The sequence below is a fragment of the Streptomyces sp. B6B3 genome (genome assembly GCF_039871525.1).
GTDB lineage: Bacteria > Actinomycetota > Actinomycetes > Streptomycetales > Streptomycetaceae > Streptomyces.
Window position 1 is genome coordinate 170169 of the sequence record NZ_JBDPLU010000002.1, and the last position, 25034, is coordinate 195202.

The 25034-nt window shown below is 73.8% G+C and carries 17 protein-coding genes and 1 pseudogene; 11 read left to right on the forward strand and 7 right to left on the reverse strand.

Annotated elements, in window-relative coordinates:
* Positions 1 to 51: 51 nt before the first annotated feature.
* From ABGB06_RS05005 to ABGB06_RS05035, 7 genes are all read left to right on the forward strand, one after another.
* Positions 52 to 2850: a dipeptide ABC transporter ATP-binding protein gene (locus ABGB06_RS05005; protein ID WP_347585671.1), complete on the forward strand. Its 2799-nt coding sequence runs from the start codon at positions 52 to 54 to the stop codon at positions 2848 to 2850.
* Complete coding sequence (locus tag ABGB06_RS05010; protein ID WP_347585673.1) at positions 2850 to 3998, forward strand: ABC transporter permease; 1149 nt, start codon at positions 2850 to 2852, stop codon at positions 3996 to 3998. Before ABGB06_RS05005 ends, ABGB06_RS05010 begins: the two co-directional genes overlap by 1 nt.
* Positions 3999 to 4946 (forward strand): ABC transporter permease, encoded by a 948-nt coding sequence (locus ABGB06_RS05015; protein ID WP_347585675.1) that lies wholly within the window; start codon positions 3999 to 4001, stop codon positions 4944 to 4946. It begins immediately after the preceding gene.
* Between the two features lie 235 nt (positions 4947 to 5181).
* Complete coding sequence (locus tag ABGB06_RS05020; RefSeq protein ID WP_347585677.1) at positions 5182 to 6651, forward strand: ABC transporter substrate-binding protein; 1470 nt, start codon at positions 5182 to 5184, stop codon at positions 6649 to 6651.
* Positions 6652 to 6706: 55 nt separating this feature from the next.
* The gene (locus ABGB06_RS05025; RefSeq protein WP_347585678.1) at positions 6707 to 7696 is read left to right on the forward strand and encodes a dihydrodipicolinate synthase family protein; all 990 of its coding nucleotides are present in this window, start codon (positions 6707 to 6709) and stop codon (positions 7694 to 7696) included.
* On the forward strand, positions 7693 to 9279 hold the full coding sequence (locus tag ABGB06_RS05030; RefSeq protein WP_347585679.1) for a sulfatase-like hydrolase/transferase: 1587 nt from the start codon (positions 7693 to 7695) through the stop codon (positions 9277 to 9279). Before ABGB06_RS05025 ends, ABGB06_RS05030 begins: the two co-directional genes overlap by 4 nt.
* 55 nt (positions 9280 to 9334) lie before the next feature.
* On the forward strand, positions 9335 to 10585 hold the full coding sequence (locus ABGB06_RS05035; RefSeq protein WP_347585681.1) for a sialidase family protein: 1251 nt from the start codon (positions 9335 to 9337) through the stop codon (positions 10583 to 10585).
* A 16-nt stretch (positions 10586 to 10601) separates the two neighbouring features.
* On the opposite strand, the gene ABGB06_RS05040 is transcribed toward ABGB06_RS05035, so the two are convergent.
* From ABGB06_RS05040 to ABGB06_RS05050, 3 genes are all read right to left on the reverse strand, one after another.
* Positions 10602 to 12002 carry a condensation domain-containing protein gene (locus tag ABGB06_RS05040; protein ID WP_347585683.1) on the reverse strand — a complete coding sequence of 467 codons (1401 nt, stop codon included), beginning with the start codon at positions 12000 to 12002 and terminating at the stop codon, positions 10602 to 10604.
* 180 nt (positions 12003 to 12182) lie between these two features.
* On the reverse strand, positions 12183 to 13913 hold the full coding sequence (locus ABGB06_RS05045) for an NAD(P)/FAD-dependent oxidoreductase (protein WP_347585685.1): 1731 nt from the start codon (positions 13911 to 13913) through the stop codon (positions 12183 to 12185).
* 131 nt (positions 13914 to 14044) lie between these two features.
* On the reverse strand, positions 14045 to 15601 hold the full coding sequence (locus ABGB06_RS05050) for an alkaline phosphatase D family protein (protein WP_347585686.1): 1557 nt from the start codon (positions 15599 to 15601) through the stop codon (positions 14045 to 14047).
* Positions 15602 to 15906: 305 nt separating this feature from the next.
* Here ABGB06_RS05050 and ABGB06_RS05055 point away from each other — a divergent pair, with 305 nt between their 5' ends.
* Positions 15907 to 17595 carry a histidine kinase gene (locus ABGB06_RS05055; protein WP_347585688.1) on the forward strand — a complete coding sequence of 563 codons (1689 nt, stop codon included), beginning with the start codon at positions 15907 to 15909 and terminating at the stop codon, positions 17593 to 17595.
* Positions 17592 to 18275, forward strand: coding sequence for a response regulator transcription factor (locus ABGB06_RS05060; protein ID WP_347585690.1), 684 nt, complete (start codon positions 17592 to 17594; stop codon positions 18273 to 18275). The genes ABGB06_RS05055 and ABGB06_RS05060 overlap by 4 nt, the downstream gene beginning before the upstream one ends.
* A gap of 117 nt (positions 18276 to 18392) precedes the next feature.
* On the opposite strand, the pseudogene ABGB06_RS05065 reads toward ABGB06_RS05060, so the two are convergent.
* Positions 18393 to 18626 (reverse strand): annotated as a pseudogene (locus tag ABGB06_RS05065) (phosphatase PAP2 family protein); the annotation flags it as partial.
* On the opposite strand from ABGB06_RS05065, the gene ABGB06_RS05070 reads away from it, so the two are divergent.
* Positions 18514 to 18822, forward strand: coding sequence for a hypothetical protein (locus ABGB06_RS05070; RefSeq protein WP_347586619.1), 309 nt, complete (start codon positions 18514 to 18516; stop codon positions 18820 to 18822). The pseudogene ABGB06_RS05065 and the gene ABGB06_RS05070 sit on opposite strands and share 113 nt — an antisense overlap.
* 368 nt (positions 18823 to 19190) lie before the next feature.
* Here ABGB06_RS05070 and ABGB06_RS05075 read toward each other — a convergent pair whose 3' ends face one another.
* On the reverse strand, positions 19191 to 19946 hold the full coding sequence (locus ABGB06_RS05075) for an SGNH/GDSL hydrolase family protein (protein WP_347585692.1): 756 nt from the start codon (positions 19944 to 19946) through the stop codon (positions 19191 to 19193).
* A gap of 261 nt (positions 19947 to 20207) precedes the next feature.
* On the opposite strand from ABGB06_RS05075, the gene ABGB06_RS05080 reads away from it, so the two are divergent.
* Complete coding sequence (locus tag ABGB06_RS05080; RefSeq protein ID WP_347585693.1) at positions 20208 to 22616, forward strand: MMPL family transporter; 2409 nt, start codon at positions 20208 to 20210, stop codon at positions 22614 to 22616.
* Here the strand turns inward: ABGB06_RS05080 and ABGB06_RS05085 are convergent.
* Both ABGB06_RS05085 and ABGB06_RS05090 read right to left on the reverse strand, forming a co-directional pair.
* Positions 22532 to 23791 carry a cytochrome P450 gene (locus ABGB06_RS05085; RefSeq protein ID WP_347586551.1) on the reverse strand — a complete coding sequence of 420 codons (1260 nt, stop codon included), beginning with the start codon at positions 23789 to 23791 and terminating at the stop codon, positions 22532 to 22534. The two genes, ABGB06_RS05080 and ABGB06_RS05085, sit on opposite strands and share 85 nt — an antisense overlap.
* Positions 23707 to 25002 (reverse strand): cytochrome P450, encoded by a 1296-nt coding sequence (locus ABGB06_RS05090; RefSeq protein WP_347585695.1) that lies wholly within the window; start codon positions 25000 to 25002, stop codon positions 23707 to 23709. Before ABGB06_RS05090 ends, ABGB06_RS05085 begins: the two co-directional genes overlap by 85 nt.
* Positions 25003 to 25034 lie beyond the last annotated feature (32 nt).

A 25034-nucleotide genomic window follows, 5' to 3' on the forward strand; every position in this document is an offset into this window, starting at 1 on the left:
GTGATTGTGTCATGATCCTACGGTCGCTAAATCTGTAGGATATCCATCAGGATGCCGGAGGGCGTTTCGGTGCTGAGCCTGAGGGACCTGACGGTCGAGTTCGCCACGCCGGCCGGCGTGGTCCGAGCCGCGGACGGGGTGAGCTACGACGTCGACGCCGGGGAGACCCTCGGCGTGGTCGGCGAGACCGGCTCGGGCAAGAGCGTGACCGTCCTCGCGGCGCTCGGGCTGCTCTCCGCGGGCAACGTCCGCCGGGTCTCGGGTGAGGCCCTGCTGGACGGGATCGACCTGCTGGAACTCCCGGAGAACGAGCTGCGCCGAGTGCTCGGCCGCGATGTGGCGATGATCTTCCAGGACCCGATGTCGGCGCTCAACCCGGTGCAGCGGGTCGGCGACCAGATCGCGGAGACGCTGCGCGTCCACGACCGTTCGGTCTCCGCCCGGGCCGCGCGGGCCCGCGTCGTGGAGCTGCTCGACCTGGTCGGCGTGCCGAACCCCGCGGGTCGCTACGACGAGTACCCGCACCAGTTCTCCGGCGGCATGTGCCAGCGCGCGGTGATCGCGATGGCCATCGCGAACGAGCCGCGGGTGCTGATCGCCGACGAGCCGACCACCGCGCTCGACGTCAGCGTGCAGGCCCAGATCCTCGACGTGCTGCGGGTCGCGGCGGCGGAGACCGGCGCGGCCACGGTGCTGATCACCCACGACCTGGGGGTGGTCGCGGAGGTCGCCGACCGGGTGTGCGTGATGTACGCCGGGCGGGTGGTGGAGACCGGCACGGTGCACGGGGTGTTCGCCGCGCCCCAGCACCCGTACACGGCGTCGCTGCTGACGTCGCTGCCGCGGCTGGACGGCGCGGCGCGGCGGCTGGTGCCGATTCCGGGCCAGCCGCCGGACCCGATCCGGCTGCCGCGCGGCTGCGCGTTCCAGCCGCGCTGCCCGGTCGGCAACGCGCGCGACCTCTGCGCCACGGAGCGGCCGCCCCTGACGGCCGCGGGCTCCGGCGGCCCGAGCGCCTGCCACTTCCCCACGGAGGCGGCCCCCCTGCTCCACGCGAACGGCTCCGCGAACGGCTCCGCGAACGGCTCCGCCGGTACGGCCACGGGGCCGGTCGGCGGTGCCGGCTCAGGATCCACGCGGCCCGACGCGCCGCGCGCCGACGCCCCGCACGGCGGAGGGGAAGCCACCGCACCCGCACGGGCCACCGCCGAAGGCGGGGCCACCGGCGCCGGCGCCGAGACCGGAGAGTCCGGCGCGGCGCGGGCCGACGCCGCACGCGCCGATGGCACGGGCACCGGACTGGGCCCGACCAACCCCGCGCACGCCGACGACGGGGCCACCGGTCCCGCGGCCGGACAGGCCAACCCGGCACCGGCCGACGCCGACCACGACGACGCGGCCACCGGCGCCGCGGCCAGGCAGAACACCAACTCACGGGCCCACGCCGAGGGCACCGGGTCGGGGCGGGCCGGGGGCGTACACGCCGGCGTCGACACCGAGGGCACCGGGCGCAACGGCGATGCCGACACAGGCGGCGACCGGGCCGGCAGAGCGGAGGCGGCCGGCAACGGCAACGCGGCCGGTGGTCGGACCGGCGGAGCCGACACCGCCGAGGCCGGGAAGGCCACCGCGACCGAGGCGGAGGCGGCGGTGGTGGAGGCGTTGGCGGCGAAGCCGGCCGTCGCCGAGTCCGCCGTGGAGCTGCCGCTCACCGAGGAGGAGATCACCGACGAGCCGCACGCCGCGGCTCCGGTCACGACGGGGTCGGTCACGACCCGGCCCGGCGGGTCCGAGCGTTCGTCCGAGCCTGACGGCCCGGCAAGGGCACCCGTGCTGGAGGTCCGGGAAGCGCGCAAGCGCTTCCCGATCCGCACCGGGGTCTTCGCCCGCGCCCGCGGCTGGGTGCGGGCGGTGGACGGCGTGTCGTTCGCGATCGCCCCGGGCCGCACGCTGGGGCTGGTCGGCGAGTCGGGCTGCGGCAAGTCGACCCTGGCCCGGATGGTGCTGCGGCTGATCGACGCCAGCGGCGGCTCCATCACGGTGGAGGGCGAGGAGCTGGCGACGGCGGGACGCTCCGGGCTGCGCGCCATCCGGCGGCGGGTGCAGATGGTGTACCAGGACCCGTTCGCCTCGCTGAATCCGCGGCTGAGCGTCGGCGACAACGTCGCCGAGCCGCTGCGCCTGGCCGGCGGGTACACCAGGGCACAGCGCCGGGCCCGGGTGCTCGACCTGTTCGCGCGGGTCGGCCTGCTGCCCGAGCACGTGGACCGTTTCCCTGCGGAGTTCTCCGGCGGGCAGCGCCAGCGGGTGGCCATCGCGCGGGCGCTGGCCCTGCAGCCCCGGCTGCTGATCCTGGACGAGCCGGTGTCGGCGCTCGACGTTTCGGTGCAGGCGCAGGTGCTGAACCTGCTGGCCGATCTCCAGGCCGAGTCGGGGATGGCGTACCTGTTCGTCAGTCACGACCTGTCCGTGGTGCGGCAGGTGGCCGACGAGGTGGCCGTGATGTATCTCGGCAAGATCGTGGAGAGCGGCCCCGTGGACCGCGTCTACGGCGGGTCGCACCATCCGTACACCCGGCTGCTGCTGGCCTCCGTGCCGATTCCCGATCCGGTCGGGCGGGAGTCGCGGCAGCGGGCTCCGCTCGGCGGCGACGTGCCGAGCCCGGCGGACCCGCCGTCCGGCTGCCGCTTCCGCACCCGCTGCCCGCTCGCCGAGGCGCGGTGCGCGGCCGAGGAGCCCGAGCCGCGCCTGGTCGACGGCGTGCGCACGGCCTGCCACTTCGCGGAACGGGTGACACCGGACGCGCTGTCGGCCGCCCGAGCCCTCCAGCAGGAACGGACGGTGAGCTGATGACCGACCACCCAGGGCCCGACCACGCGGGCCCCGACGAGCCGGCGGCATCGGGCGAGGCCACGGGACCGGACCGGGACCGGCGAGCCTCCCCGCACGCCGACGCCGGCGGCCGGGGTCCCGGCCCTCGGGAGACCGAGAGCGGTGCGCGCACCACCTCGCCCGATGCCGTCGCCGGCGACGGCGGCGCGACCGAGGCGGGGCGGGGCACGGGGTCCTCGCTCGCCAAGGTCGCCACCCCGCCGGCGGTCAGGAACGATGCCGCGGACGGTGCCGCGGAGAGCGGCCGGCGCGCGCGGCGGCTGGCGGCGGTGCGGCGTTTCGCGCGGTCCCGGGCCGCCGTGGTGGGGGCCGTCGGCCTCGGCCTGCTGGTGCTGATGGCGCTGCTGGCGCCCTGGGTCGCGCCGTACGACCCGTACGCGCAGAGCCCGGACAACCTGCTGGGCCCGTCGGGTTCGCATCCGCTGGGCACCGACGAGTTGGGCCGGGACATCGCCTCGCGGGTGATCTACGGCGCCCGTGCCTCGCTCGTCGTCGGCTTCGGCGCGGCCGCGCTCGGCGCCCTCGTCGGCGTGCCGCTGGGCCTGGTCGCCGGCTACCTCGGCCGCTGGGTGGACGCCGTGGCGATGCGGCTGCTCGACCTGCTGCTCGCGGTGCCCGGGATCCTGCTGGCCCTGGTGATCATCGCCATCCTGGGTCCGGGCCGGCTCAACCTGGTGCTGGCCATCGGCATTGGCGCGGTGCCCGAGTTCGGGCGCCTCACCCGGGCCGCCACGCTGGCCATACGGGAACACGACTTCGTGGTCGCCTCCCGGGGCATGGGCGCGCCGACCCCGGACACCATGTTCCGCACCGTGCTGCCGAACGTGCTCGGCCCGATCCTGGTCCAGCTCGTCGTCACCGCCTCGCTGGCCGTGGTGATCGAGGCCGGCCTGAGCCTGCTGGGTCTGGGCACGGCGCCGCCCACGCCGTCCTGGGGCGCGATGCTCCAGGAGGCCCGCTCGTACCTGTACCAGAGCCCCTGGTACGGGGTGTTTCCTGGACTCTGCCTGGCGTTCACCGTCTTCTGTCTCGACCGGGTGGGCCGCGGCCTGCAGCTGGCGGTCGGCACGGCGGTGTCCAGCGGGGCGCGGGAGGGGACGCTGTAGATGTACGCCTACCTGGTCCGCCGCCTCCTGCAGTTCGTGGTGGTGCTCTTCCTCGGCTCGATCGCCGTGTGGGCGTTCGCGTTCGCGCTGCCCGGCGATCCGGCCACCGTGCTCACCGGGCCCGACGCCAGCGACGCCGAACTGGCCGCGACCCGCGAACGGCTCGGGCTCGACCGCTCCGTGCTGGAGCAGTACGCGGTCTGGCTGGGCAACGCGGTCACCGGCGACCTGGGCACCTCGTACTTCTCCGCGGAGTCGGTGTGGTCGACGCTGCTGGAGCACGTGCCGGCGACGGCGCAACTCGCCGCCATCGCCATGACCCTGACGCTGCTGATCGCCATCCCGACCGGCCTGGTGGTGGCGCTGTGGCCGCGGTCGTTCGCCGGCCGGCTGCTGCAGGCGTACCTCACGGCCGGCCTGGCCATTCCCGCGTTCTGGCTGGGGCTGCTGTTCATCATCGCCTTCGCCGTGGAGCTGGACGCGCTGCCGGCGACCAGCGACTACGTGCCGTTCTTCAGCAGCCCGGGCGAGGCGTTGCGCGCCACCATCCTGCCGGCGCTCGCCATCGCGGTGCACGCCTCCAGCGTGGTCGCGCGCTTTCTCTCCGCCTCGGTGCGGGAAGTCATGGGACGTGACTTCATCCGCACGGCGCGCGCCAAGGGCGTGCCGGAGCGCCGGGTGGTGCTCCGGCACGCGCTGCGCAACGCCTCGCTGCCGACGGTCACGATCGTCGGCATCCAGCTGGGCGGCTTCCTCGGCGGCACGGTCGTCATCGAGGCCGTCTTCAACTATCCCGGCCTCGGCCGGCTCCTCTACACCTCCATCGGCGAGCGGGACTACGCCGTCGTGCAGGGCGGCGTGCTGTTCGTGGTCGCCGCCTTCCTCGTGTTGAACCTGCTGGTCGACGTGCTCTACGCGTACCTCGATCCGCGGATCCGCCTCGCCTGACCACCCTCCCGGGCCCGGCGGCCCGGGAGGCGCCCGTGTCCCCTACTCCGTGTCCCGTGCATCCCGGCACCGCCCCGGCATACCCCGACACCCCGACGCACCCCGACACCCGACGCACCCGGCACATGCCCGTGCAGCCGAGACTCGTGAGGAGCCTGCCATGGCCCACCCAGCCGCCCCGTGGACCCGCCGGTACAGTCGCCGTTCCCTGCTGAGGGCCGGAGGGTTGGCCGGTATGAGCTCCCTGTTCGGCGTGCCCCTGCTCAGCGGCTGCGGTGCGGGCAGTTCGGCCAGCGCGGACGGGCGGCTGACGCTGGGGACGACGCAGATCATGCAGTTCGACCCCTACCAGACCAACTCGGCCCTGCACATCCACACCTTCTACACCTACCTGCTGGACTACACCGAGGACTACGACACGCGGCCGGCCGGCGCCCGGGAGTGGGAGTTCGCCGGCGACCACCGCTCGGCGACCATCACGCTGCGGGACCAGAAATTCCACTCGGGCGACCCGGTGACCGCCGCCGACGTGGTGGCCGGGGTGGAGCGGGCCAAGGATCCGGAGGCCGGCTACACGCTGGCCGAGCCGTCGGCGTTCATCGAGTCGGCGACGGAGGTGGACCGGCGCACCGTGCGCCTGGACTTCGTCGCGCCCACCCCGGACGAGCTGGTGCTGGACTGGATGTTCGCCTTCCCGCTGGTGCCGGCCGGGCGGAACGACGCCGCCTCGCTGGAGAACGAGCCGGCCGGTTCGGGTCCGTTCGTCATGGACAGCTTCGACCGGGACCAGCGGCTGGTCATCTCCCGGAACCCGGACTACTGGGAGCGGGGCAAGCCGCTGCTGCGGGAGGTCGAGATCCGCTTCTTCCGGGACGAGGACTCGCTGGTGAGCGCCCTGGAGTCGAGCGACGTCCAGGGCGCGCTCTACCTGTCGCTGCGGCACGACGAGCGGCTGCGCGACCGCTTCACCCTGGTGCAGGGCGGCGGGCGGATGGACCTGTTCTTCATGAACGCGTCCCGGCCGCCGTTCGACAACCGGGAGCTGCGCCAGGCGCTGGCCCGCGCCATCAACCGGGAACGCATCATCCAGCAGGTGCGGTTCGGCTACGGCGAGCCCATCTACACCGCCTTCATGCCGAGTTCGCCGGCCTTCGACGCCGGATACCTGGACTCGAACGGCTACGACCTGGAGGCCGCCGAATCGCTGCTGCGGCGGGCGGGCGGGGCGCGGGAGGCCAGCGCCGGGGTCGGCGACGAGCCGGGCGCGATCGAGATCCTCCAGATCATCCAGGCCGACTTCGAGGAGATCGGGTTCACGCTGAACATCGACCCGATGGAGCAGACGACGTTCCTGGAGGAGCTCTTCGCCAGCAACCTGGAATGCTGCGTGGCCGCCCAGCCGAACAACCTGCAGAGCCCGTCCCTCGTGGCCAGGGGCCGCCAGATGCTGCCCGGCGAGGACAACGTGATGCTCGGCGCCAACGTGCCCGAGGCGTACGTGCGGGCGGTGGACGAGGCCAGGACGGCGGTCGACCCCGAGGCGCAGCGGACGGCGTGGCAGGCGTTGAACCAGGTGCTGGTCGACGAGGCGTGGGCGGTGGGCATCGCCACCCGGCCCTCGCTCTCCGGACTCGAACAGGGCATCACCGGCCTGGCCATGGACCAGCGTGACTTCGTCGTGCTGACCGACACCGAGACCGCATGACGAGGCCGGGACCCACGACCGGCCGCGACCCACATCGACCAGGAAGGGCCCGCTGATGGACGCCTTGCACTATGCCGCCGCGCGGCCGGTGATGACCCTGCTGACCGCCGTGTTCACGCCGTTCCAGCCGGACGGCGGCCTCGCGCTGGAGGTGGTCGAGCGCCAGGCCGACGCGCTGGCGGCCTGGAACTGCCCCGCGGCCTACGTGGGCGGGACGGCGGGCGAGGGCGCCTCGCTCAGCACGGCCGAGCGGATGCTGCTGCTGGAGCGGTGGTGCGAGGTGGCCGCCGGCCGGCTGGACGTCATCGCGCACGTCGGCCACACCAGCCTGGCCGAGGCCAGGACGCTGGCGGAGCACGCGCAGCGGACCGGGGTCAGGGCGATCTCGGCGGTGCCGCCGTACTTCCACCGGCCGCAGGACGCCACCGCGGTGGCCGAGTTCATCGCCAGGATCACCGAGGCGGCGCCGGAACTGCCGTTCATCTACTACCACATCCCCTCGGTCACGGGGGTGACCGTGCCGGCCAGCGCGGTGCTGGAGGCGGCCAGGGACCGGGTGCCGAGCTTCGCGGGCATCAAGTTCGCGCACGGCGACCTCGCGGACTTCCAGCGATGTCTCCGGCTGGCCGGCGACCAGCACGAGCTGTACTTCGGCAACGCCCGGCTGGTGCTGGCCGCCGTCGGGCTGGGCGCGCGGGCCGCGATCGGCTCCGCGTACAACTTCGCCGCGCCGCTCTTCCTGCGGATGCTGGAGCACGTCGAGCGCGGCGAGCGGGAGGCCGCGCTGGAGTGCCAGCTGCGGGCCCAGGACGCGATCGACGCCGTGTCCGGGCACGCGGGCGAGCTGGCCGGGTTCAAGGCGGCGTCCGCGCTGGTCGGCCCGGACTGCGGGCCCTGCCGCCCGCCGCTCGGCTCGTTGGACGACCGGCAACGCGACCGGCTGCGGGCGGACCTGACCCGGCTCGGCCTGCTCGGCGCGACCCCCGGCGCGACCCCCGGCCCGGCCCCCGGCCCGGTGCGGGTGGCGGGCGAGGTGGCGGGGTGAGCGGGGCGCCCGGGCGCCCGAACGTGCTGCTGATCCAGGCCGACCAGTTCCGCTGGGACTGCCTCGGCTCGGCCGGTCACCCCGACGTCCGCACCCCGCATCTGGACCGGCTGGCCGCGGACGGGGTGCGCTACCCGGACGCGTACTGCCCGCTGCCGATCTGCACCCCCTCCCGGTACTCGCTGCTCAGCGGCCTGTACCCGCACCAGCACGGCGGCTGGACCAACCACTGCACCCTGGCGCCGGGGCTCGACACGTTCCCCCGCGCGCTGCGCCGGGCCGGCTACCGCACCGCGGGCGTGGGCAAGATGCACTTCACCCCGACCTACCTGGACGTCGGCTACGACCGGCTGACGCTGGCCGAACAGCACGGCCCGGGCAGGTACGACGACGACTACCACCGGGAGCTGCGCGCCGCCGGCCTGGCGCCGGTGCTGGACCTGCTCGACCAGGAGGAGCACCTGCGCCCGCTGGCGCCCGCCTCGTACTGGGCCAGCTACGGCACCGGCCGCTCCGACCTGCCGGAGGAGTGGCACTCGACGACCTGGATCGGGGAGCGCGCGCTGGACGAGCTCGCCGGCTGGTCCGACGCCGCGGACGGGGAAGGGCGGCTGCTGCACGTCTCGTTCATCAAGCCGCACCACCCGTTCGACCCGCCGGCGCCCTGGGACGAGCTGTACGACCCGGCCGCGCTGACCCTGCCGCCCGGCTGGACCGAACGGGTGCCGGCCGCCGACCTGCCGCACGAGAGCGGCTACTTCGACTACGGCGACGGGCTGGACGAGCCGGTGCTGCGCCGGGTGCTGGCCCACTACTACGCCACCATCACGCAGCTCGACCACCAGGTCGGCCGGCTCCTCGACCGGCTGCACGACCAGGGACTGTATGACGACACGTTGATCATTTTCACCGCCGACCACGGTGAGTACCTGGGTTTTCACCATCTGCTACTCAAGAATGGCCCCATGTACGACCCGCTGGTCAAGGTGCCCCTGCTGGTGAAGTTCCCCACCCCACCGGGGACGGGGCGCGCAGGCGCACCAGCGCGGCCGCCGGCGCGGCGGGGCGAGACCAGCGGGGCCCTGGTGTCCCTGGTCGACCTCGCCCCGACCATCGTCTCGGTGTGCGGCGCCGGACCGCTCACCACGTCCCCGCCGGCTCCCGGACTCGACCTGTCGGACCCCGCCGCGGACCGGGCCTGCGTGTTCGCCGAGAACCGCACCTTCGGCCCCATGGTCATGGCCCGCACCCGCACCCACAAGCTCCTGCTGAACGGAGACCAGGAAGGCGGAAGGGACGGGGCGCGCGACGCCCTGTTCGACCTGGCCGCCGACCCGCAGGAGCTGGACAACCGCATCGACGACCCGGGCAGCGCCGAGGTTCTCGGCGAGCTGCGCGCCGCCCTGACCCGCTGGGCGCTCTTCGACACGCCGGTGCCGACCTGTCTGGACGAGGACGCGCCGCGCGTCCACGCACCGAACGTGCCGCCCGCCGATCCCGCCCGTCGCGCCGAGCACCGGGCCTACTTCGACGCACAGGTCCGCCGGGCAGCCCCGGCGCCGACCGCACCCATCGAACCGTAGGGGAGTCTTCATGTCCGGGATGTCCGGAGCCAGAGGCAGGAGAAGGCGGTCGCGGATGGCCGGCCTCGCGACCGCAGGGCTCGTACTGGCCACGTCCATGGCGTCGATGAGCGCCGGACGGGCCGAGGCCGCGCACGGGGTCTGGTACTCGACCGTCTTCGAGCAGGGGGAGAGCGGCTACCACACCTTCCGGGTGCCCGCGGTGGTGCAGGCCGCCGACGGCACGCTGCTGGCGTTCGCCGAGGGCCGGGTCAACGGGTCCAGCGACAACGGCGACATCGACCTGGTGCTGAAGCGCTCGACGGACGGCGGCATCAGCTGGGGCCCGCTCCAGGTGGTGGTGGACGACGGCGAGAACAAGGCCGGCAACCCCGTGCCGGTGCTCGACCAGCGCACCGGCCGGATCGTGCTGAACACCACCCACACCGGCGGCGGCGTGACCGGTGACGACATCAGGTGCGGCCGGGCGGAGCCCGAGGAGATGCGCCGCGCCTACGTGCTGCACAGCGACGACAACGGCGCGACCTGGTCGGAACCACAGGAGATCACCCAGGACGTCCGTCCCGACGACTGGCGGCACTTCGTCGGCGGCCCCGGGCACGCCATCCAGCTCACCCACGGGGAACACGCCGGCCGGCTGGTGATCCCCGGCAACCACTCCATCGCCCCGCCCGACGGCTCGGGGATCGACTGCCTGGACAACTCGCTGTTCGGCGCGCACTCGCTGTACAGCGACGACGGCGGCACCACCTGGCACCTCGGCGGCGTGGACACCCCGGTCACCGGCGTGGTGAACCCGAACGAGAGCACGGTCGCCGAGCTGGCCGACGGCACCGTCTACTTCAACGCCCGCGACCAGCACGGCAGCAGCCCGGGCACCCGGGCCGCGACCACCAGCAGCGACGGCGGCGCCTCGTTCGACCATCCCTACGAGGACGTGCCCGACCTGGTGGCCCCGGTGGTCCAGGGCTCGGTGCTCTCGCTGACCGGCTGGCCGGGACACTTCCAGCCGCTGGTCTTCTCCGCGCCCGGCGACGCCGACGTCCGGCAGAACCTGACCCTCTCGGTGAGCTTCACCGAGGGCAGCTCCTGGCTGACCGGGCCGGTGATCCACTACGGCCCGGCCGGCTACTCCGATCTGGTGGAGATCCGCGACACGGACCACGGCGGCCACGGGTTCGGCCACCGCACCGAGGGGATCGGCGTGCTCTACGAGAACGGCGTCCCCACGGCGGAGGATCCGGACCCGCCGTACTACCAGAACATCACCTTCGCCCGGCTGCCCACCGCGATGGTCGACGGGTAGCCTGCCGCCCGCCCGTTCAGTCCTCGCCGCGGGCCAGCGCGGCGAGGATGCGGGTCAGGGCGCGCCAGAACGTCGCCGTGGCCGCCGCGGCCCGCGGGGTGTCCGCGTAGATCGAGTTGACGTGCAGCCCGTCGGCGTCCCGGTGGAACCAGAACGAGATGCCGTTGCAGCGGGACGCCCACACGTGCTGGGTCGGGTGCCACCGGTCGTGGTGCTCGGCCCCCGGCACCCGTCGGGAGTCGATGTAGGAGAAGAAGTTGACCGGATGGGGCCAGCACGGCAGCCCCGCGTACTCCGGGGCCAGCAGCTGCCAGGCCCTGACGAAGGGCACGTCGGTGTGCCGCAGCAGCTCGCGGAAGGCGGTCCGCACCTCGCCCAGCAGCTCCCCGAACGGCCGGCCCGCCGGCACCGGGAACTCGATCGGCACGGTGTTGACGAACCAGCCCATGGCGTTCTCGAGATCGCCCCGCCCGCGCTCGCTGACCGGCAGCAGCCCGCGGTAGACGGCCGGGCCGCCGGCGTCCCGCAGCGCGCGCCCCACCGCCGCCAGGGTGCCGGTGAAGCAGCTGCCCCCGGCGCCCCGGCAGCGGGCCTCGAACGCCGCCGCCTCCCGGGCGTCGAGCAGCCGGTGCCCCTCGTTGACCGTGCCGTACATCCGGCCGGGCGCGACGCCGAGGTCGAGCGGGAAGTGCGGGAAGAAGCCGCCGGCCGAGGCCATGAACGACTTCCAGTAGCCGAGCCGCTCGTCGTCCGACCGCATCGCGAGGTAGCGGCGCCGCTGTTCGTGGCCGAAGGCCACGTAGCTGCCGGTCGGCGGGAGCTCCGGCGTGCGCCCCGCCACCGCCGCCTCGTAGCCGGTGGCCAGGTCGCGGACCACGACCGGGACGGACAGGCCGTCGGACACCAGGTGGTCGAAGGCGAAGTACACCGTCGCGGAGCCGGCCCTGACCACCGCGCCCATCACCAGCAGCGGCCAGGAGAGGGTGTCGATCTCCTTCTCGAAATGGTCGGCGAGATAGGCCCTGACCTCGTCCGCCGAGTCCAGGTACCCCACCTCGAAGGGTTCCAGGGCGACCTCGTCGGGGCGCAGCGCGGCGCAGGTCAGATCGCCCGCCGGATCGCCCATGAGCTGCTCGAACTCGCAGCGCAGCACCTCGTGGCGGCCGACCAGGCCGAGCATCGCGGCCTCCAGGGCGGCACGGTCCAGTTGGCCGGGGATCTCGAACGTGGCGGCCACCCAGGAGGACAGCGAGTCCGGGGCGCTGCGGACCTGGCGGGCCGCCGAGAAGTGCTTGTCCTGGTTGAACGAGGCGGACCTGCGTGGGCGCCCGAGGTGGCCTGCTCTGGTCGATCGCAGTCGCCACTGAACGAGGTGACCGGGTGCGATGTCCAGCTCGGCGATCGGGAACTGCCGCATGTTCGTCCTCTCGGTGGGGGGACCCCGCGTGCGCGGGAGTGCACCACTGTGACAGGGACGACGACCGGAGAAGCCCAGGCCAGGCATGTGGCCCACTACTGGCCCCGTTGTGATCTTTTCTGATCACCGGGTGACGGAACCCGCCTATGCGGCTTTCGAGCGTTCCCCTCCCCGGACCCTTCACGGGGCACTTTCGAACAACGGCGGCGGAACGGCTGCCGGGCGGGCCCCGACCGGCAGCACCACGTGCGTCGGCGGCGGCGCGGCGTCGTCCACGCTGGCGGTGAACGGCCGCCCGTCGTCCCGGCAGACGCACTGCATCACCTGCCGGCCCGCGGTGGCGGCCCGGCCCAGACCGCCGACCGTGGCCCAGACGCCGGAGAGGTAGAAGTTCCGCAACCCGGGCAGCACCGGGCCGCGCTTCCTCATCTCCCGGGCCACGGCGTCGCCGCTGGCCACGAACGGCCGCCAGCCGGGGAACGAGCCGTTGTAGTTGCCGGTGTACCGGAGTTGGGTGAGGGGAGTGCTGGTGTCGCGCACCACTACCGCGTCCCGCAGGCCGGGGAAGCGCTCGTCGAGGAAGTCCACCAGGGCGTCGCGCGCCTGGCGCTTCGCCAACTGGTAGTCGCGCCCCCGGCGCACCGGAAGCGTGTGCCGTTCGGCGCCCCGGCGCCCGCGGCTGACCCGTTCCGGCCCCTCGCTCAGCCCGCGCCACGGCTCGGTGTCCGAGACGTAGCTGGCGAAGACGATGTCGGTCTCGCCGGGCGACAGCTCGGGGTAGTGGCGGCTGCGGAACTGGACGTGCAGGCTCAGCGTCCTGATGCCGGTCAGCCGGGCCGCCACCGCCGCGGGGAGCAGGTAGGTGGTGCACGGATCCGCCTCAGGGAACGGCCGGTTCAGGCCCAGGAAGAGGCCGAAGTAGCCCGGCGACACCACGCCGGGCTCGTCGATCGTTTCGGTGTACAGGCGCCGGTAGAAGTCGTTCAGGTAGCGCCCGCGCAGCAGCCGCATCGCCGTGGTGTGGCCGTCGCAGGCGGAGACCACGATGTCGGCGCGGTGCTCGCTGCCGTCGCTCAGCCGCACCCCGACCGCCTGGTCGCCGTCCACCAGCACCTCGTCCACCCGCGCGTCGTACGCCACCAGGCCGCCGAGCCGCAGGTAGCGGCGCTCGACGGAACGGGCCAGGCCCAGCGAGCCGCCCTCGGGCACGCCGGCCGCGAGGTTGGCGTGCGAGGCGAGCCGGAACTGGAACGGCAGCACCGGTAAGTCCGGTTGCTCCTCGTAGAGGATGAGGGTGAACGCCTCGCGCAGCAGCGGGTCGGCGAACCGGGCGGCGTAGTCCGTCATCAGGGTGCCCAGGCTCCGCCGGACGACGGCGAGGCGCGGCGCGAACGCCGCCAGCCGCCGCCAGCGTTCCCGGCGGCCCAGCACGCCGACCGGCTTCAGGACCGGAAAGCGGGACAGCAGCTTCCGCAACGCCCGCAGGTCGTCGCAGAACGCCCGGATCCGCCGGGCGTCACCGGGCGCCAGTTCGGTGAGATGGGCCTGCAGCCGGTCGGGATCCGAGTAGAAGTAGACGGTGCGCCCGTCCTGCCCGCGGACCACGTTGAGGACGTCGAAGTGGCGCATCTCCTTGCCCTGGAGCGCGCCGAGTTCGAGCCAGATCTGGTACAGCTCGGTGCCGGGGCCGCTGCCCGGCAGCCAGCTGACGCACCAGTCGAAGGTGTAGTCGCCGCGGTCCCAGGCGGTGCAGGACCCGCCCGGGCTCTCGTGCATCTCGAAGATCCGGCTGTGGTACCCGTTCATCTGCGCGTAGCAGCCGGTGGACAGGCCGCCGAGACCGCCGCCGATGATGATCATCGACTCGCGGCGCGGCGCCCGCCGGTGCCCGGTCCGTGGGGGCGAACGCATGACGAGCAGTATGTGGTTGAGCGCATACACACAGCAATGGCGCGATGACAGCACGTGAGATCACGCCGGAGGTCCGACCACGCCGCCCGTGCGCCCCGGCGCCGTCGCCGCCGGGGCGCGCGGGCGGTTCGCTACTCCTCCACCTGCGCGATGCCCGGCTCGCCCGCGGCCACGTAGACGCTGGCCCGGGTGCTGATGGGCGCGTCGGGCTGGGTCACGTAGGGCACCACCCGGTAGTCGGTGCGCCACTCCTCCGGGGTCAGCCGGCAGGTGGCGTAGCCGCGCTGCCGGTTGTGGAACTTCAGGTGCGGGTTCTCCGCGAGCCAGGTCAGACCCCACTGGTCCTGGTCGGATCCGTCGCCGCTCGAACTGATCGACGTGCCGAGGAACTCGGTGCCCAGCGTCGCGGATCCGGGGTCGTCGAAGTTCGCCTTGAGGTCGGCGGCCACGCTGCGGTGCGCGTCGCCGGTGATCACCACGAAGTTCTCGACGTCGTGCTCCTGGATGGCGTCGAAGAGGCGCTGCCGGGAGGCGGCGTAGCCGTCCCAGGTGTCCATGCCGAACGCCTGGAGCTCACCCGGCTCGGAGTCGCCCTGGAACATGAATATCTGGTTGGCCATCACGTTCCAGGTGGCCTCGGACGCCGCGAGGCCCTCGACCAGCCAGCTCTCCTGTTCGGCGCCGAGCAGCGTCCGGTTCGGATCCAGCCGCTCGACGCAGTCGAACTGCCGCCCGTCACCACACGCCTGGTTGTCGCGGTACTGCCGGGTGTCCACGACGTTGAACTCGGCGAGCCGGCCGTACCGCAGCCGCCGGTAGAGCTGGGCGTCGGGCCCCGACGGCAGTGCGGACCGGCGCAGCGGCATGTTCTCGTAGTACGCCTGGAGCGCGGCGGCGCGGCGCGCCAGGAACGCCTCTCCCCCACTGTCCTCGCCGTCCAGGTCGTCGGCCCAGTTGTTGTCCACCTCGTGGTCGTCGAGCACCACCACCCAGGGGAACCGCGCGTGCGCCGCCCGCAGGTCCGGGTCGCTCTTGTACTGGCCGTACCGGATCCGGTAGTCGGTCAGCGAGAAGATCTCGGTGGCCGGCAGGTGCGCCCGCCCGATGTCGTCGTGGCCCTCGCCCTCGTAGATGTAGTCGCCGACGTGCACCACCAGGTCGAGGTCCTCGTCGGCCAGGTGGCGGAAGGCCGTGAAGAAGCCGTCCGAGTAGTTGTTGCAGCTGACGAAGCCGAAGTTGACCGCGCCCTGCGACTGGTGGGCGGCCGGGGCGGTCCGGGTGCGGCCCGTCTCGCTGAGCCACGGGCCGACCCGGAAGCGGTACCAGTAGTCGCGCCCCGGGCGCAGCCCGTCGACCTCGGCGTGCACCGAGTAGGCGAGGTCGGCGGTGGCCCACTCCACGCCGGAGCGCACCACCCGGCGGAAGCGCTCGTCCTCGGCGACCTGCCAGGAGACGGGGATGACCCACTTCCCCATCCCGGCGGCGCCGTCCTCGGCCAGCGGGTCGGGGGCCAGCCTGGTCCACAGCACGACGCCGTCGGGGAGCGGGTCGCCGGACGCCACGCCCAGGCTGAACGGGTCGACGGGGAGGCGGGGTTCGGCGCGCGCCGGCGCGGCCGAGACGGCGAGCGGCAGCACGACGGCGGCGCTGCCAACGCCGGCGAGGGACAGGAATCGACGACGAGTCACACCGGGGTTCTGCACGGATGCCCTCCACGGACGAAGTGGTGTGGTGCCGAGCGGCGAATCGCGATCGAAGCAGGCGCGCCGGTCCTGGGGGTGAACGGCATATGCCGGCGGGGGGTCGCGTTGCGTTCGATCACGGTGAGAATTTCTTCCCACCCCCGGTGCGTTTCGTGCCCAACCCGGCGCACGGACGTGAGACTTGAGGAAACCGTGAACGTCGTGACGCGACGCCCGCCCGGCGCGGGGCGCGCCGGGATGGGACTTTCGACAGTGTCGGAGGCGCCGGCACGCTCCGTAGGGTCGCGTCCATGAGCTCGTCCATCAGTCGAGGAATCACCGCGGGGCGCCTGCTGTTCGCCGGGGCCACGGCCGGCGTCGCGCTCAGCGTCGCCGGGCCGTTGTGGGCGCTGTGCTGGACGGTGCCGACCGCGGTCTGCGCGTTCCTGGCCGGGCGGCGGCCGGGCCGGACCCGGCACACCGCGCTGGCCCTGCTCGCGGTGCTGGCGGCCGGCGTGCTCGCGATCGCCCTGGTGCCCGCCTGGATCGTGCTGGGCAGCCGGTTCGTCGCGGTGCTGGTCTGCGCCGCCATGCTCCCCTGGTTCGCCGGCCGGTTCTGGCGCCAGTACCAGGAGTTGGTGCGGGCCGGCTGGGAGCGGGCCGCCCATCTGGAGCGGGAGCAGCGGCTGGTCGCCGAGCAGGCCAGGCTGCGCGAGCGGGCCCGGATAGCGCAGGACGTGCACGACGCGCTGGGGCACGATCTGAGCCTGATAGCGCTGTCCGCCGGGGCGCTGAAGCTCGCGCCCGGGCTGTCCGACGCGCACCGGGCGGCGGCCCAGGACATCCGCGCGAAGGCGGGGGCCGCCGTGGAGCGGCTCGGCGAGGTGGTCGGCGTGCTCCGGCACGAGGGGGCGGCGGGCGAGCCGCCCGACCACGGCGTCGCGGACGTGGTGGCCCGGGTGCGGGCGGCGGGGCTCGCCGTCGAGCTGTCGGTCACGGGCGATCCGGAGGCGGCGCCCCCCATGACCGAACGTGCCGTGCGCCGGGTGGTGCAGGAGTCGCTGACGAACGTCGCGAAGCACGCCCCGGGCGCGACGGCAGCCGTGCGGGTGCGCCACACGGCCGCCGCGACCGAGGTCCGGGTGACGAACGGCCCTCCTCCCCCGGTCTCCGTCCCGGACCCCGTCGCCGAACCCGCCGCCGAACCCGCCGCCGGCGGGTTCGGGCTGATCGGCCTCGACGAACGCGTCCGCCTCACGGGCGGCACCCTGTCGTTCGGCCCGACGGACCCGGGCGACCCACCCCACCCCGGCACCGCGCACGGCATCGCCGGGGAAACCCGGCCCGACCGCCCCGCCGCCGACGCCGGACACCACGCCGCCCACCGTGACCGCCCAGGCGACGACACCCCGGAGGGACCAGACAGCACCGGCGAAAGCGACGGGCGCGTCCGCTCCCACGGAACCGCCACGCGCCTCCCGCAGCCCGCGGACCGCGGCGTCCCGGGGCTGGGCGCGGCCGGCACGGGCTTCGCCGTCGTGGCGACGCTGCCGCACACCGTGCCGGCCGGGGATCGCTCGGCAAGGGCCTCCGGGCCGGCCGGGGACCGCCCGGCCGGGGGCCCCGCTCCCCGCCCGGCCAGGGCCCTGCGCCGCACGCTGCTGGCCGCCGTGACGGTTCCGCTGGTCACCGCGGTGCTGCTGGGCGGCGCGCTGATCGCCTGGGAGGCGGTGATGGTCGGGCGCTCGGTGCTGGCCCCTGACGACTACGCGAGCCTGCGGATCGGACAGGACCGTGCCGAGATAGCCCACTTCCTGCCGGACCGGCAGTCGCACCGCCGGCCGGCCGCCGCGGAGCCGGAGCAGCCGGGCACCGCCTGCGAGTACTACGACATGACGGCCGACCGCTTCGACAACCGCTCCGGCGACGTCTACCGGCTGTGCTTCCGGGACGGCGCGCTCGTCTCGGCCGACGCCTTCACCGGGAACGCGGTGCGATGATCCGGATCCTGATCGCCGACGACGAGCCGATGATCCGCGCCGGGGTCCGGGCCGTGCTGGCCACCGACCCGGAGATCGAGATCGTCGCCGAGGCCGAGGACGGGCACCGGGCGGTGGAGCTGGTGCGCCGGCACCGCCCCCGGGTGGCGGTGCTCGACATCCGCATGCCGGGCCTCGACGGCATCGGTGCGGCGGCCGAGATCCGCCGCACCGCGCCGGAGACCGGCGTCGTCATCCTCACCACGTTCGGCGAGGACGACTACATCCTCCAGGCGCTGGGCGGCGGCGCCGCCGGCTTCCTCATCAAGTCCGGCGACCCCGAGGAGCTGATCGCCGGCGTGCGCGCGGTGGCCGACGGCGCCGCCTACCTGTCACCGCGGGTCGCCGCCCGGGTGGTGGCGCATCTCGCCGCCGGCGGCGCCGGGGTCGCGGCCGGGCGTCGGCGGGCGGCCAGGGAGCGGGTCGACGCGCTGTCGTCCCGGGAGCGTGAGGTGCTCGCCTGCCTGGGCGGCGGGCTGTCCAACGGGCAGATCGCGCGCCGGCTGGGGGTGGTGGAGGGCACGGTCAAGGCCCATGTCAGCTCGATCCTGGCGCGCCTCGGCGTGGACAACCGGGCGGCCGCCGCCGTCGTGGCGCACGAGGCCGGCATCGTCCCCGCGCCGCCGGGCGAGCGGCTCTAGTACCCGCCGGGACGCAACCCGAGACGCAACCCGAGACGCAACCGGCAGGCAGAGCACCAGCACCGCCGCGACCAGGGTGCCGCCGAGCAGCGCGCCGGCGAGCACGTCGTGCGGATAGTGGACGCCCACCGCGACCCGCAGCAGCGCCGCCGCGCCGGCCAGCGGCAGCGCGACCGCGGCGAGCCGCGGGCGGACGAGGGCCAGCCCCACCGCGAGCCCGGCGGCCAGCGTGGCGTGGTTGCTGGGGAAGGACCAGTCGCCCACCGGCGGGCAGTGCGCGATCGGCTCGGCGTCGGTCAGCGCCCGGCACGGCCGCTCCTCGTCGACGACCAGCTTCAGCGCCTCGCTCAGCGCGTACGCGACACCGGTGCCGGCCAGGGTCAGCACGGCCCCGGCCACCCCGCGGGCGTCCGCCCGCCGCAGGGCGCGCCAGCCGGCGGCGAGCAACAGCAGGCCGAGGAGCACCAGGGCGCCCTCGCCGGCGAGTTCCAGGGCCGAGCCGACCCAGGAGGGCGCGTCCGCGAGCCGTTCGGTGACGGATCGGTAGCCGGACGCCGAGGCGCCGTCGGTGATCCGCACCGGCTCGTCCTGGCCCAGTCCGCCCGGCGCCAGCCAGAGCACGGCGGCCGCGCCGGCGCCGAGCAGGGCCGCGGCCAGGCCCAGACGGCGGCCGGGTCGGGAGTGTGTCTGCGTTTCCATGACCGCCGACGCTAGGAACGACGGCCGGCGCGCGCCCGGGTCGAACGGCAGGGTGCCACCTGGACGTTCGTCGGGGTTGACGCCGGGGCGCGGCCTGTGCTGGGCGGCGCGCGCCCCGGCGACCGCTCCTCCACGGTGACGGCGAGTGGTGGCGAGTGGTGGCGAGTCCGTGGCGGTGGCGGCGGGTTGCTGGTCGGGCCCAGGGCCCGGCGGTGCTCAGGACAGGGCGTCGGTGAGCGCCGGGTACCAGTGGTCGGCCATCACGCGGTTGCCCGCGTCGTTGGGGTGGACCCCGTCGTAGGTGTCGGTCGCCGTGTCGAAGCCGGTGAACTGGTCGACGACGGTGATCGGCGAGGCCTCGGTGCTGAGCCCTTCGGCCCAGGCGGGGATCGCGGCGTTGAAGTTCACCACCCGCTGGCCGCACTCGCCGCAGTTGGCCGGCGCCATCGGGATGATCTGCGCGACCAGGATCTCCATCTGCGGGTTGTTGGCCCGCATCTGCTCGACCAGCTTGGTGAAGGCGGCGAGGATGGTGTCGGGCGAGCGGTTGCTCCACACGTCGTTGGTCCCGAGGTGCATCAGCACCACGTCGGGGTTCGTGGCGGACAGCCAGGGCGGCAGCTGGTTCTGGTCGGCCATGTTGGTGGCCAGGATGCCGCCGTGGCCCTCGTTCTCGCCGTCGTAGGCGAAGCCGCAGCCCTGGCCCGCCAGCGTGCCGACGAAGTCGACGTCGGAGTAGCCGGTGTTCACCAGGTCCTGCCAGAGCAGGGCGCGCCAGCAGCCGGGCGAACCGGTGATGGAGTCGCCGAGCGGCATGATCCGCGTCGGCGCCGCCGCCGGCCCTGGTTCCGCCGCGGACGCCGGCCGGGCGGCCGGCACCAGACACGTCGCGACCAGCACGGCGAGCGCGGCGAGCGCGGTGAGGAGGAGGCCGCCGGTGGCGCGGCCTCGCACGGTTCGAGATGTCGTCATGAATGCTCCCGGATGAGCGTGAGCGTCAGCTCCGCCGGCCACGCGTCCGGTCCCGCCCGACCGCGTGCAGCCCCACCGGTGGCATGTTCATGATGCAACCGGCGGGGGACGCCGAAACTGTGACGTGCGCCTCGTTTTCGCGGCCCCCGCCCGGCACCGTGTCACGCCGGCGCCGCCTCACCGGTCAACGCTGCGGTTCCCACCACCCATGGAGACCACGGAACCCACGGACCACCGACCGCAACCGGGAGAGATGGATCGATGCTCGCGAAACTGTCGCAGTTCCTGCTGGGCCGCCGCAGGGCGGTGCTGCTGCTGGCCGTGCTGCTCGCACTCGCCGGAGGCGCCGCCGGCAGCGGCGTCTTCGACCGGATGAAGGCCGGCGGCTTCGACGATCCGGGGGCGGAGTCGGGCCGCGCCGCCGACGTGCTCGCCGAGGAGCTCGGCTATCAGGAGGCCAACCTGGTGCTGCTGGTGCACGCCCCCGGCGGGGTGGACACCGAACGCGCCACCGCCGCCGGACACGACCTCGGCCGCCGGCTGGCCGCCGAGCACGGGGTGGCGGACGTCGCCTCCTACTGGGACTCGGGACGCGCCCCGCAGCTGCGCGGCGCCGACGGCGAACTGGCGCTCGTGCTGGCCACGGTCCAGGGCGACGAGACCGAGGCCGGCAAGCGGCTGGCCGAGCTGGAGCCCGAGTACCAGGGCGAGCACGCCGGCCTGCGAGTTGAGCTCGGCGGCACCGCCGTGGTCACCAAGGAGCTGGGCGAGCTCAGCGAACAGGACGCGGTGCGCGGCGAGATGATCGCCTTCCCGATCATGCTGGTGGTCCTGGTGCTGGTGTTCGGCAGCCTGGTCGCCGCCGCGCTGCCGCTGACCGTCGGCGCCGTCACCATCCTGCTCTCGCTCGGCCTGCTGTGGGCGCTGGGCGGGGTCACCGACCTGTCGGTCTTCGCCGTCAACGTGGTGACGCTGCTCGGCCTCGGCCTGTCCGTGGACTACAGCCTGCTGATGGTCAACCGGTACCGCGAGGAGCTGCGCGCCGGACGGGACGGCGCCACCGCGATCCGGACCACCCTGGTGACCGCCGGGCGCACGGTGCTGTTCTCGGCCGTGACGGTCGCCGTGTCGCTGGCCTGCCTGGCCTGGTTCCCGCTGCTGGCACTGCGGTCCATCGCCTACGCCGGGGTGCTGGTGTCGCTGCTCACCGCGCTGACCACGCTGCTGGTGCTGCCGGCGCTGCTGGCCGTGCTCGGCCCACGCGTGGAGCGTGGCCGGCTCGGGCGCCGCAGGAAGGCCGCCGCGACCGCCGGAAGCGCCGACGGGAGCGCCGACGCGGCGGCCGAACGGGACGTCGCGCAGGGCTTCTGGCACCGGCTGGCGTGGTTCGTGATGCGCCGCCCGGTGCCGGTCGCCACCGTCGGCGTGCTCGTCCTGCTGCTGTTCGGCGCGCCGTTCCTCGGCCTGCGGACGGGCACCGCGGACGAGCGGGCGCTGCCCGAGTCGTCCACCGGACGGCAGGTCGCCGAGACGCTGCGGGAGCACTTCGACTCGGGCGAGAGCCAGGCGCTCCAGGTCGTCTTCGAGCACGCGCCCGACCCGACCGCGACGTCCGGGTACGCGGCCGGGCTGTCCCGGCTCGACGACGTGGCCCGGGTGGACGCCGCCACCGGCTCCTACGTCGACGGGGCCCGGGTGGCGCCGCCGGGGGCCGCGCACGAGCGGTTTGTAGAGGGTGGGAGCCTGGCCAGTGGGAGCGTGGCCGGTGGGGGCACCGCCGCCGAGGGCGCCGCCGGCTACCTCTCCGTGGTGCCGGACCCGGTGGGCGGCCCGGCCGTCGAGGACCTGGTGGACACGGTGCGCGCCGCTCCGACGCCCGACGGCACCGAGGCGCTGGTCGGCGGGCGCGCGGCGGTCAACCTGGACGGCATCGCCGCGATAGGCGACCGGCTGCCGGCGGCCGCGATCACCCTGGTCGTGACGATGGTGGTGCTGCTGTTCCTGCTCACCGGCAGCGTGCTGCTGCCGTTCCTCGCCATGCTGCTCAGCGCGCTCGGCCTCACCGCCACCCTCGGGGCGCTGGTATGGGGCTTCCAGGACGGGCACCTGGCCGGCGTGCTGGACTTCACCAGCACCGGCGACGTGGTCGGCACCGTGCCGGTGCTGCTGTTCACCGTCGCCTTCGGGCTCGGCATGGACTACCAGGTGTTCCTGCTCTCCCGGATCCGCGAGGAGTACGAGCGCACCGGTTCGCCGACCGACGCGGTGGCGGTGGGCCTGGAGCGGATCGGTCGGATCGTCACGGCCGCGGCGGCCGTGCTCTCCGTGGTGTTCCTCGGGTTCCTGGTGTCCGGCATCACGTTCATGAAGGCGATGGGCGTCGGACTGCCGCTGGCGGTGCTGATGGACGCCACCCTGATCCGCGGCGCGCTGCTGCCGGCCACGATGCGGCTCGGCGGGCGCGCCATCTGGTGGCTGCCACCCCGGCTGGCCCGGGTGCACCGCCGCTACGGGCTGCACGAGGTCGCCGACCCCGGAACGCCGAGCCCGGCCGGCGCTCCGGAGGGGAGCACGCGCGGCGCGGATCAGCCGATGACGGTGGGGTACGGGGAGCGCGACTCCGAGCCGGACGAGGAGCGGGAGCGGAGGAGCACCGGGAGGTCCCGGTAGCCGTTGGAGATGAAGGACTCTATGGGCCGAAGCCCGGTCCCGTCGGCGAGTTGCAGGCCGGGGAAACGTTCGAAGAGGGCCGGGAGGGCGATGCGCGCCTCCAGGCGGGCCAGCGGGGCGCCCATGCAGTAGTGGACGCCGTGGCCGAAGGCGAGATGCTCGGGGTTGGGGCGGGTGATGTCGAAGCGGTCCGCGAGTTCGCCGTGTTGCACCGGATCGGTGCCGGCGGCGGCGTAGGCGACCAGGATCGGCTCACCCCTGCCTATGGTGACCCCACCCCCGAGCTCTATCGGCTCGGTCGCGTAGCGCAGCGGGAGGGCGGCCACCGAGGGGGCCCAGCGGAGCGTCTCCTCGATGACGCTCTCCCAGGTGGCCTCGCCGTGCCGCAGCAGCTCCAGCTGGATCGGGTGGGTGAGCAGGCCGTGTATCGCGTTGCCCAGCAGGTGCACGGTGGTCTCGTGGCCCGCCGTGAGCACCAGCAGCAGCGTGTCCAGCAGCTCCTGCTCGCCCAGCCGGTCCGCGCCGTCCCTGGCCTGGGTCAGGATCGTGGTGAGGTCGTCGCTCGGCCGGGAGCGCTTGATCTCGACCAGCTCGCCCAGTAACGCGTAGATGCCCTGGTGGGTCGCGAGCACCTCCTCCGGGTCGGCCGAGGTGCGGAACAGGCTCGACGCCGCCGCGCGCAGCCCCGGCTGGAGATGCTCGGGCACCCCGTACAGCTCGCATATCACCCGCACCGGAAGCGGCTCGGTGAAACGTGCGCGCACGTCGACCGGCTCGCCCGCCGGGGTGGCCGCCAGATCGTCCAGCAGCTGCCGGGTGATCGCCTCGATCCGCGGCTGGAGCGCGGCGGTGCGGCGGGCGGTGAAGGCCGGCGCGACGAGCTTCCGCAGCCGGGTGTGGTCCCGGCCGTGGGCGGTGAGCATGTTCCGCACCGCGACCCACGAGTACAGCGGCCACGTCCGCGGGATCCGGCCCTGGTAGAAGTCCGGCCAGTGCTGGTGGGCGTCCTTGGAGACCCGGGCGTCGGTGAGCAGCTCCTTGATCAGGCGGTGGCTGGTGATGGCCCAGGCCGTCACCCCGCCGGGGAGCACTACGCGGACGGCGGATCCTGCGTCGCGGAGGCGAGCGGCCTCCCCTGGGATGTCGCGGCCTGACGGGTCGATGACGACGGGCATGCTGTCCACGGACTGGTTCCCTTCTGATCGGGTGCGATCGGAGTGAAGCGGGCGGGCAGCGACGCCAGGGCCCGGTGGAAGGGTCCGGGCCGCCAGGCCACCTGGTCGTAGGGAACGGCCAGGTGGATGTCGCACAGCCAGCCGGTGAGCCGGTCGATCGCGGTGGTGGCGATCAGCACGGCCGGCTGCTTCGCGGGACAGGCGTGTGGCCCGGCCGCGAAGGCCAGATGGGCCCCGTAGTCGGTGCGGGGCCCCGGAGGTAGGTCGGCGGGACAGGTGTTGGCGGCCGCGTAGGAGATCACCACGGGGGTGTGCGCGGGAATCCAGGTGCCGTGCAGGTCCACGTCGCGGCGCGGGTAGTGGACCGAGTAGTTGGCCAGCGGCGGGTCGTTCCACAGCACGTCGGTGATGGCGTCCGTGGCGGTCAGCGCGCCGCTGGAGACGGTGCGGTAGTAGCGGGGGTCGGAGAGCATCCGGGAGAGCGCGTTGCCGATGAGGTTCGTCACTGGTTCGTACCCCGCGGAGAGGGCCGTGACGAGTTGGTCGACCACCTCCTGGTCGTTGAGTGCGGTGGGGTGCTCGATGAGCCAGGAGGCCAGATCCTGTCCCGGACGCCCCCTTTTCATGGTTACCAGTTCGATGAGGTAACGGGTGATCTCCTCGTTGCCCCGGGCCGCCTCTTCGGGTGACGCGGCGTCAAACATGCGGTTCACGGCGGTGACGAACTGCTCGCCGTGCGTCTCGGGCATGCTGAACAGGTCGTTGAAGACCAGCAGCGGCAGCGGCAGCGCGTACTGCCCGATCAGGTCGGCCTCGCCGCGGGCGGCGAAATCCCTGATCAGCGTGTCGGCGGCGCGGTGGGTGATGTCGCGGAGCTCGTGCGGCTCGATCAGGCTCAGGCTGTCGCTGATCGCCTGGCGGTACCGCGCGTGCGTCTCGTCGTCGTTGAACAGCGCGTTCGGCCGCCACATCATCATCGGCAGGATCTGGCTGTCCGCCGGGATGGTGTGCTGCCAGACCCGCGGGTCCTTCGAGTAGGTCTCGGTGTCGTGCAGCACGTCCAGCGCCGCCCGGTAGCTGGTCACCAGGGTGGCGTTGACGCCGGGGGCCAGCTCCACCGGCGCACAGGCGCCGTAGTCCCGCAACCGGGCGTAGACGGCGTGCGGATCGGCGGCGAACTCCGGCCCCCACAGCGCCACCCGGCCCAGCACGGAGGGCCCCTCGCCTCCCGGTGGCAGGGGAC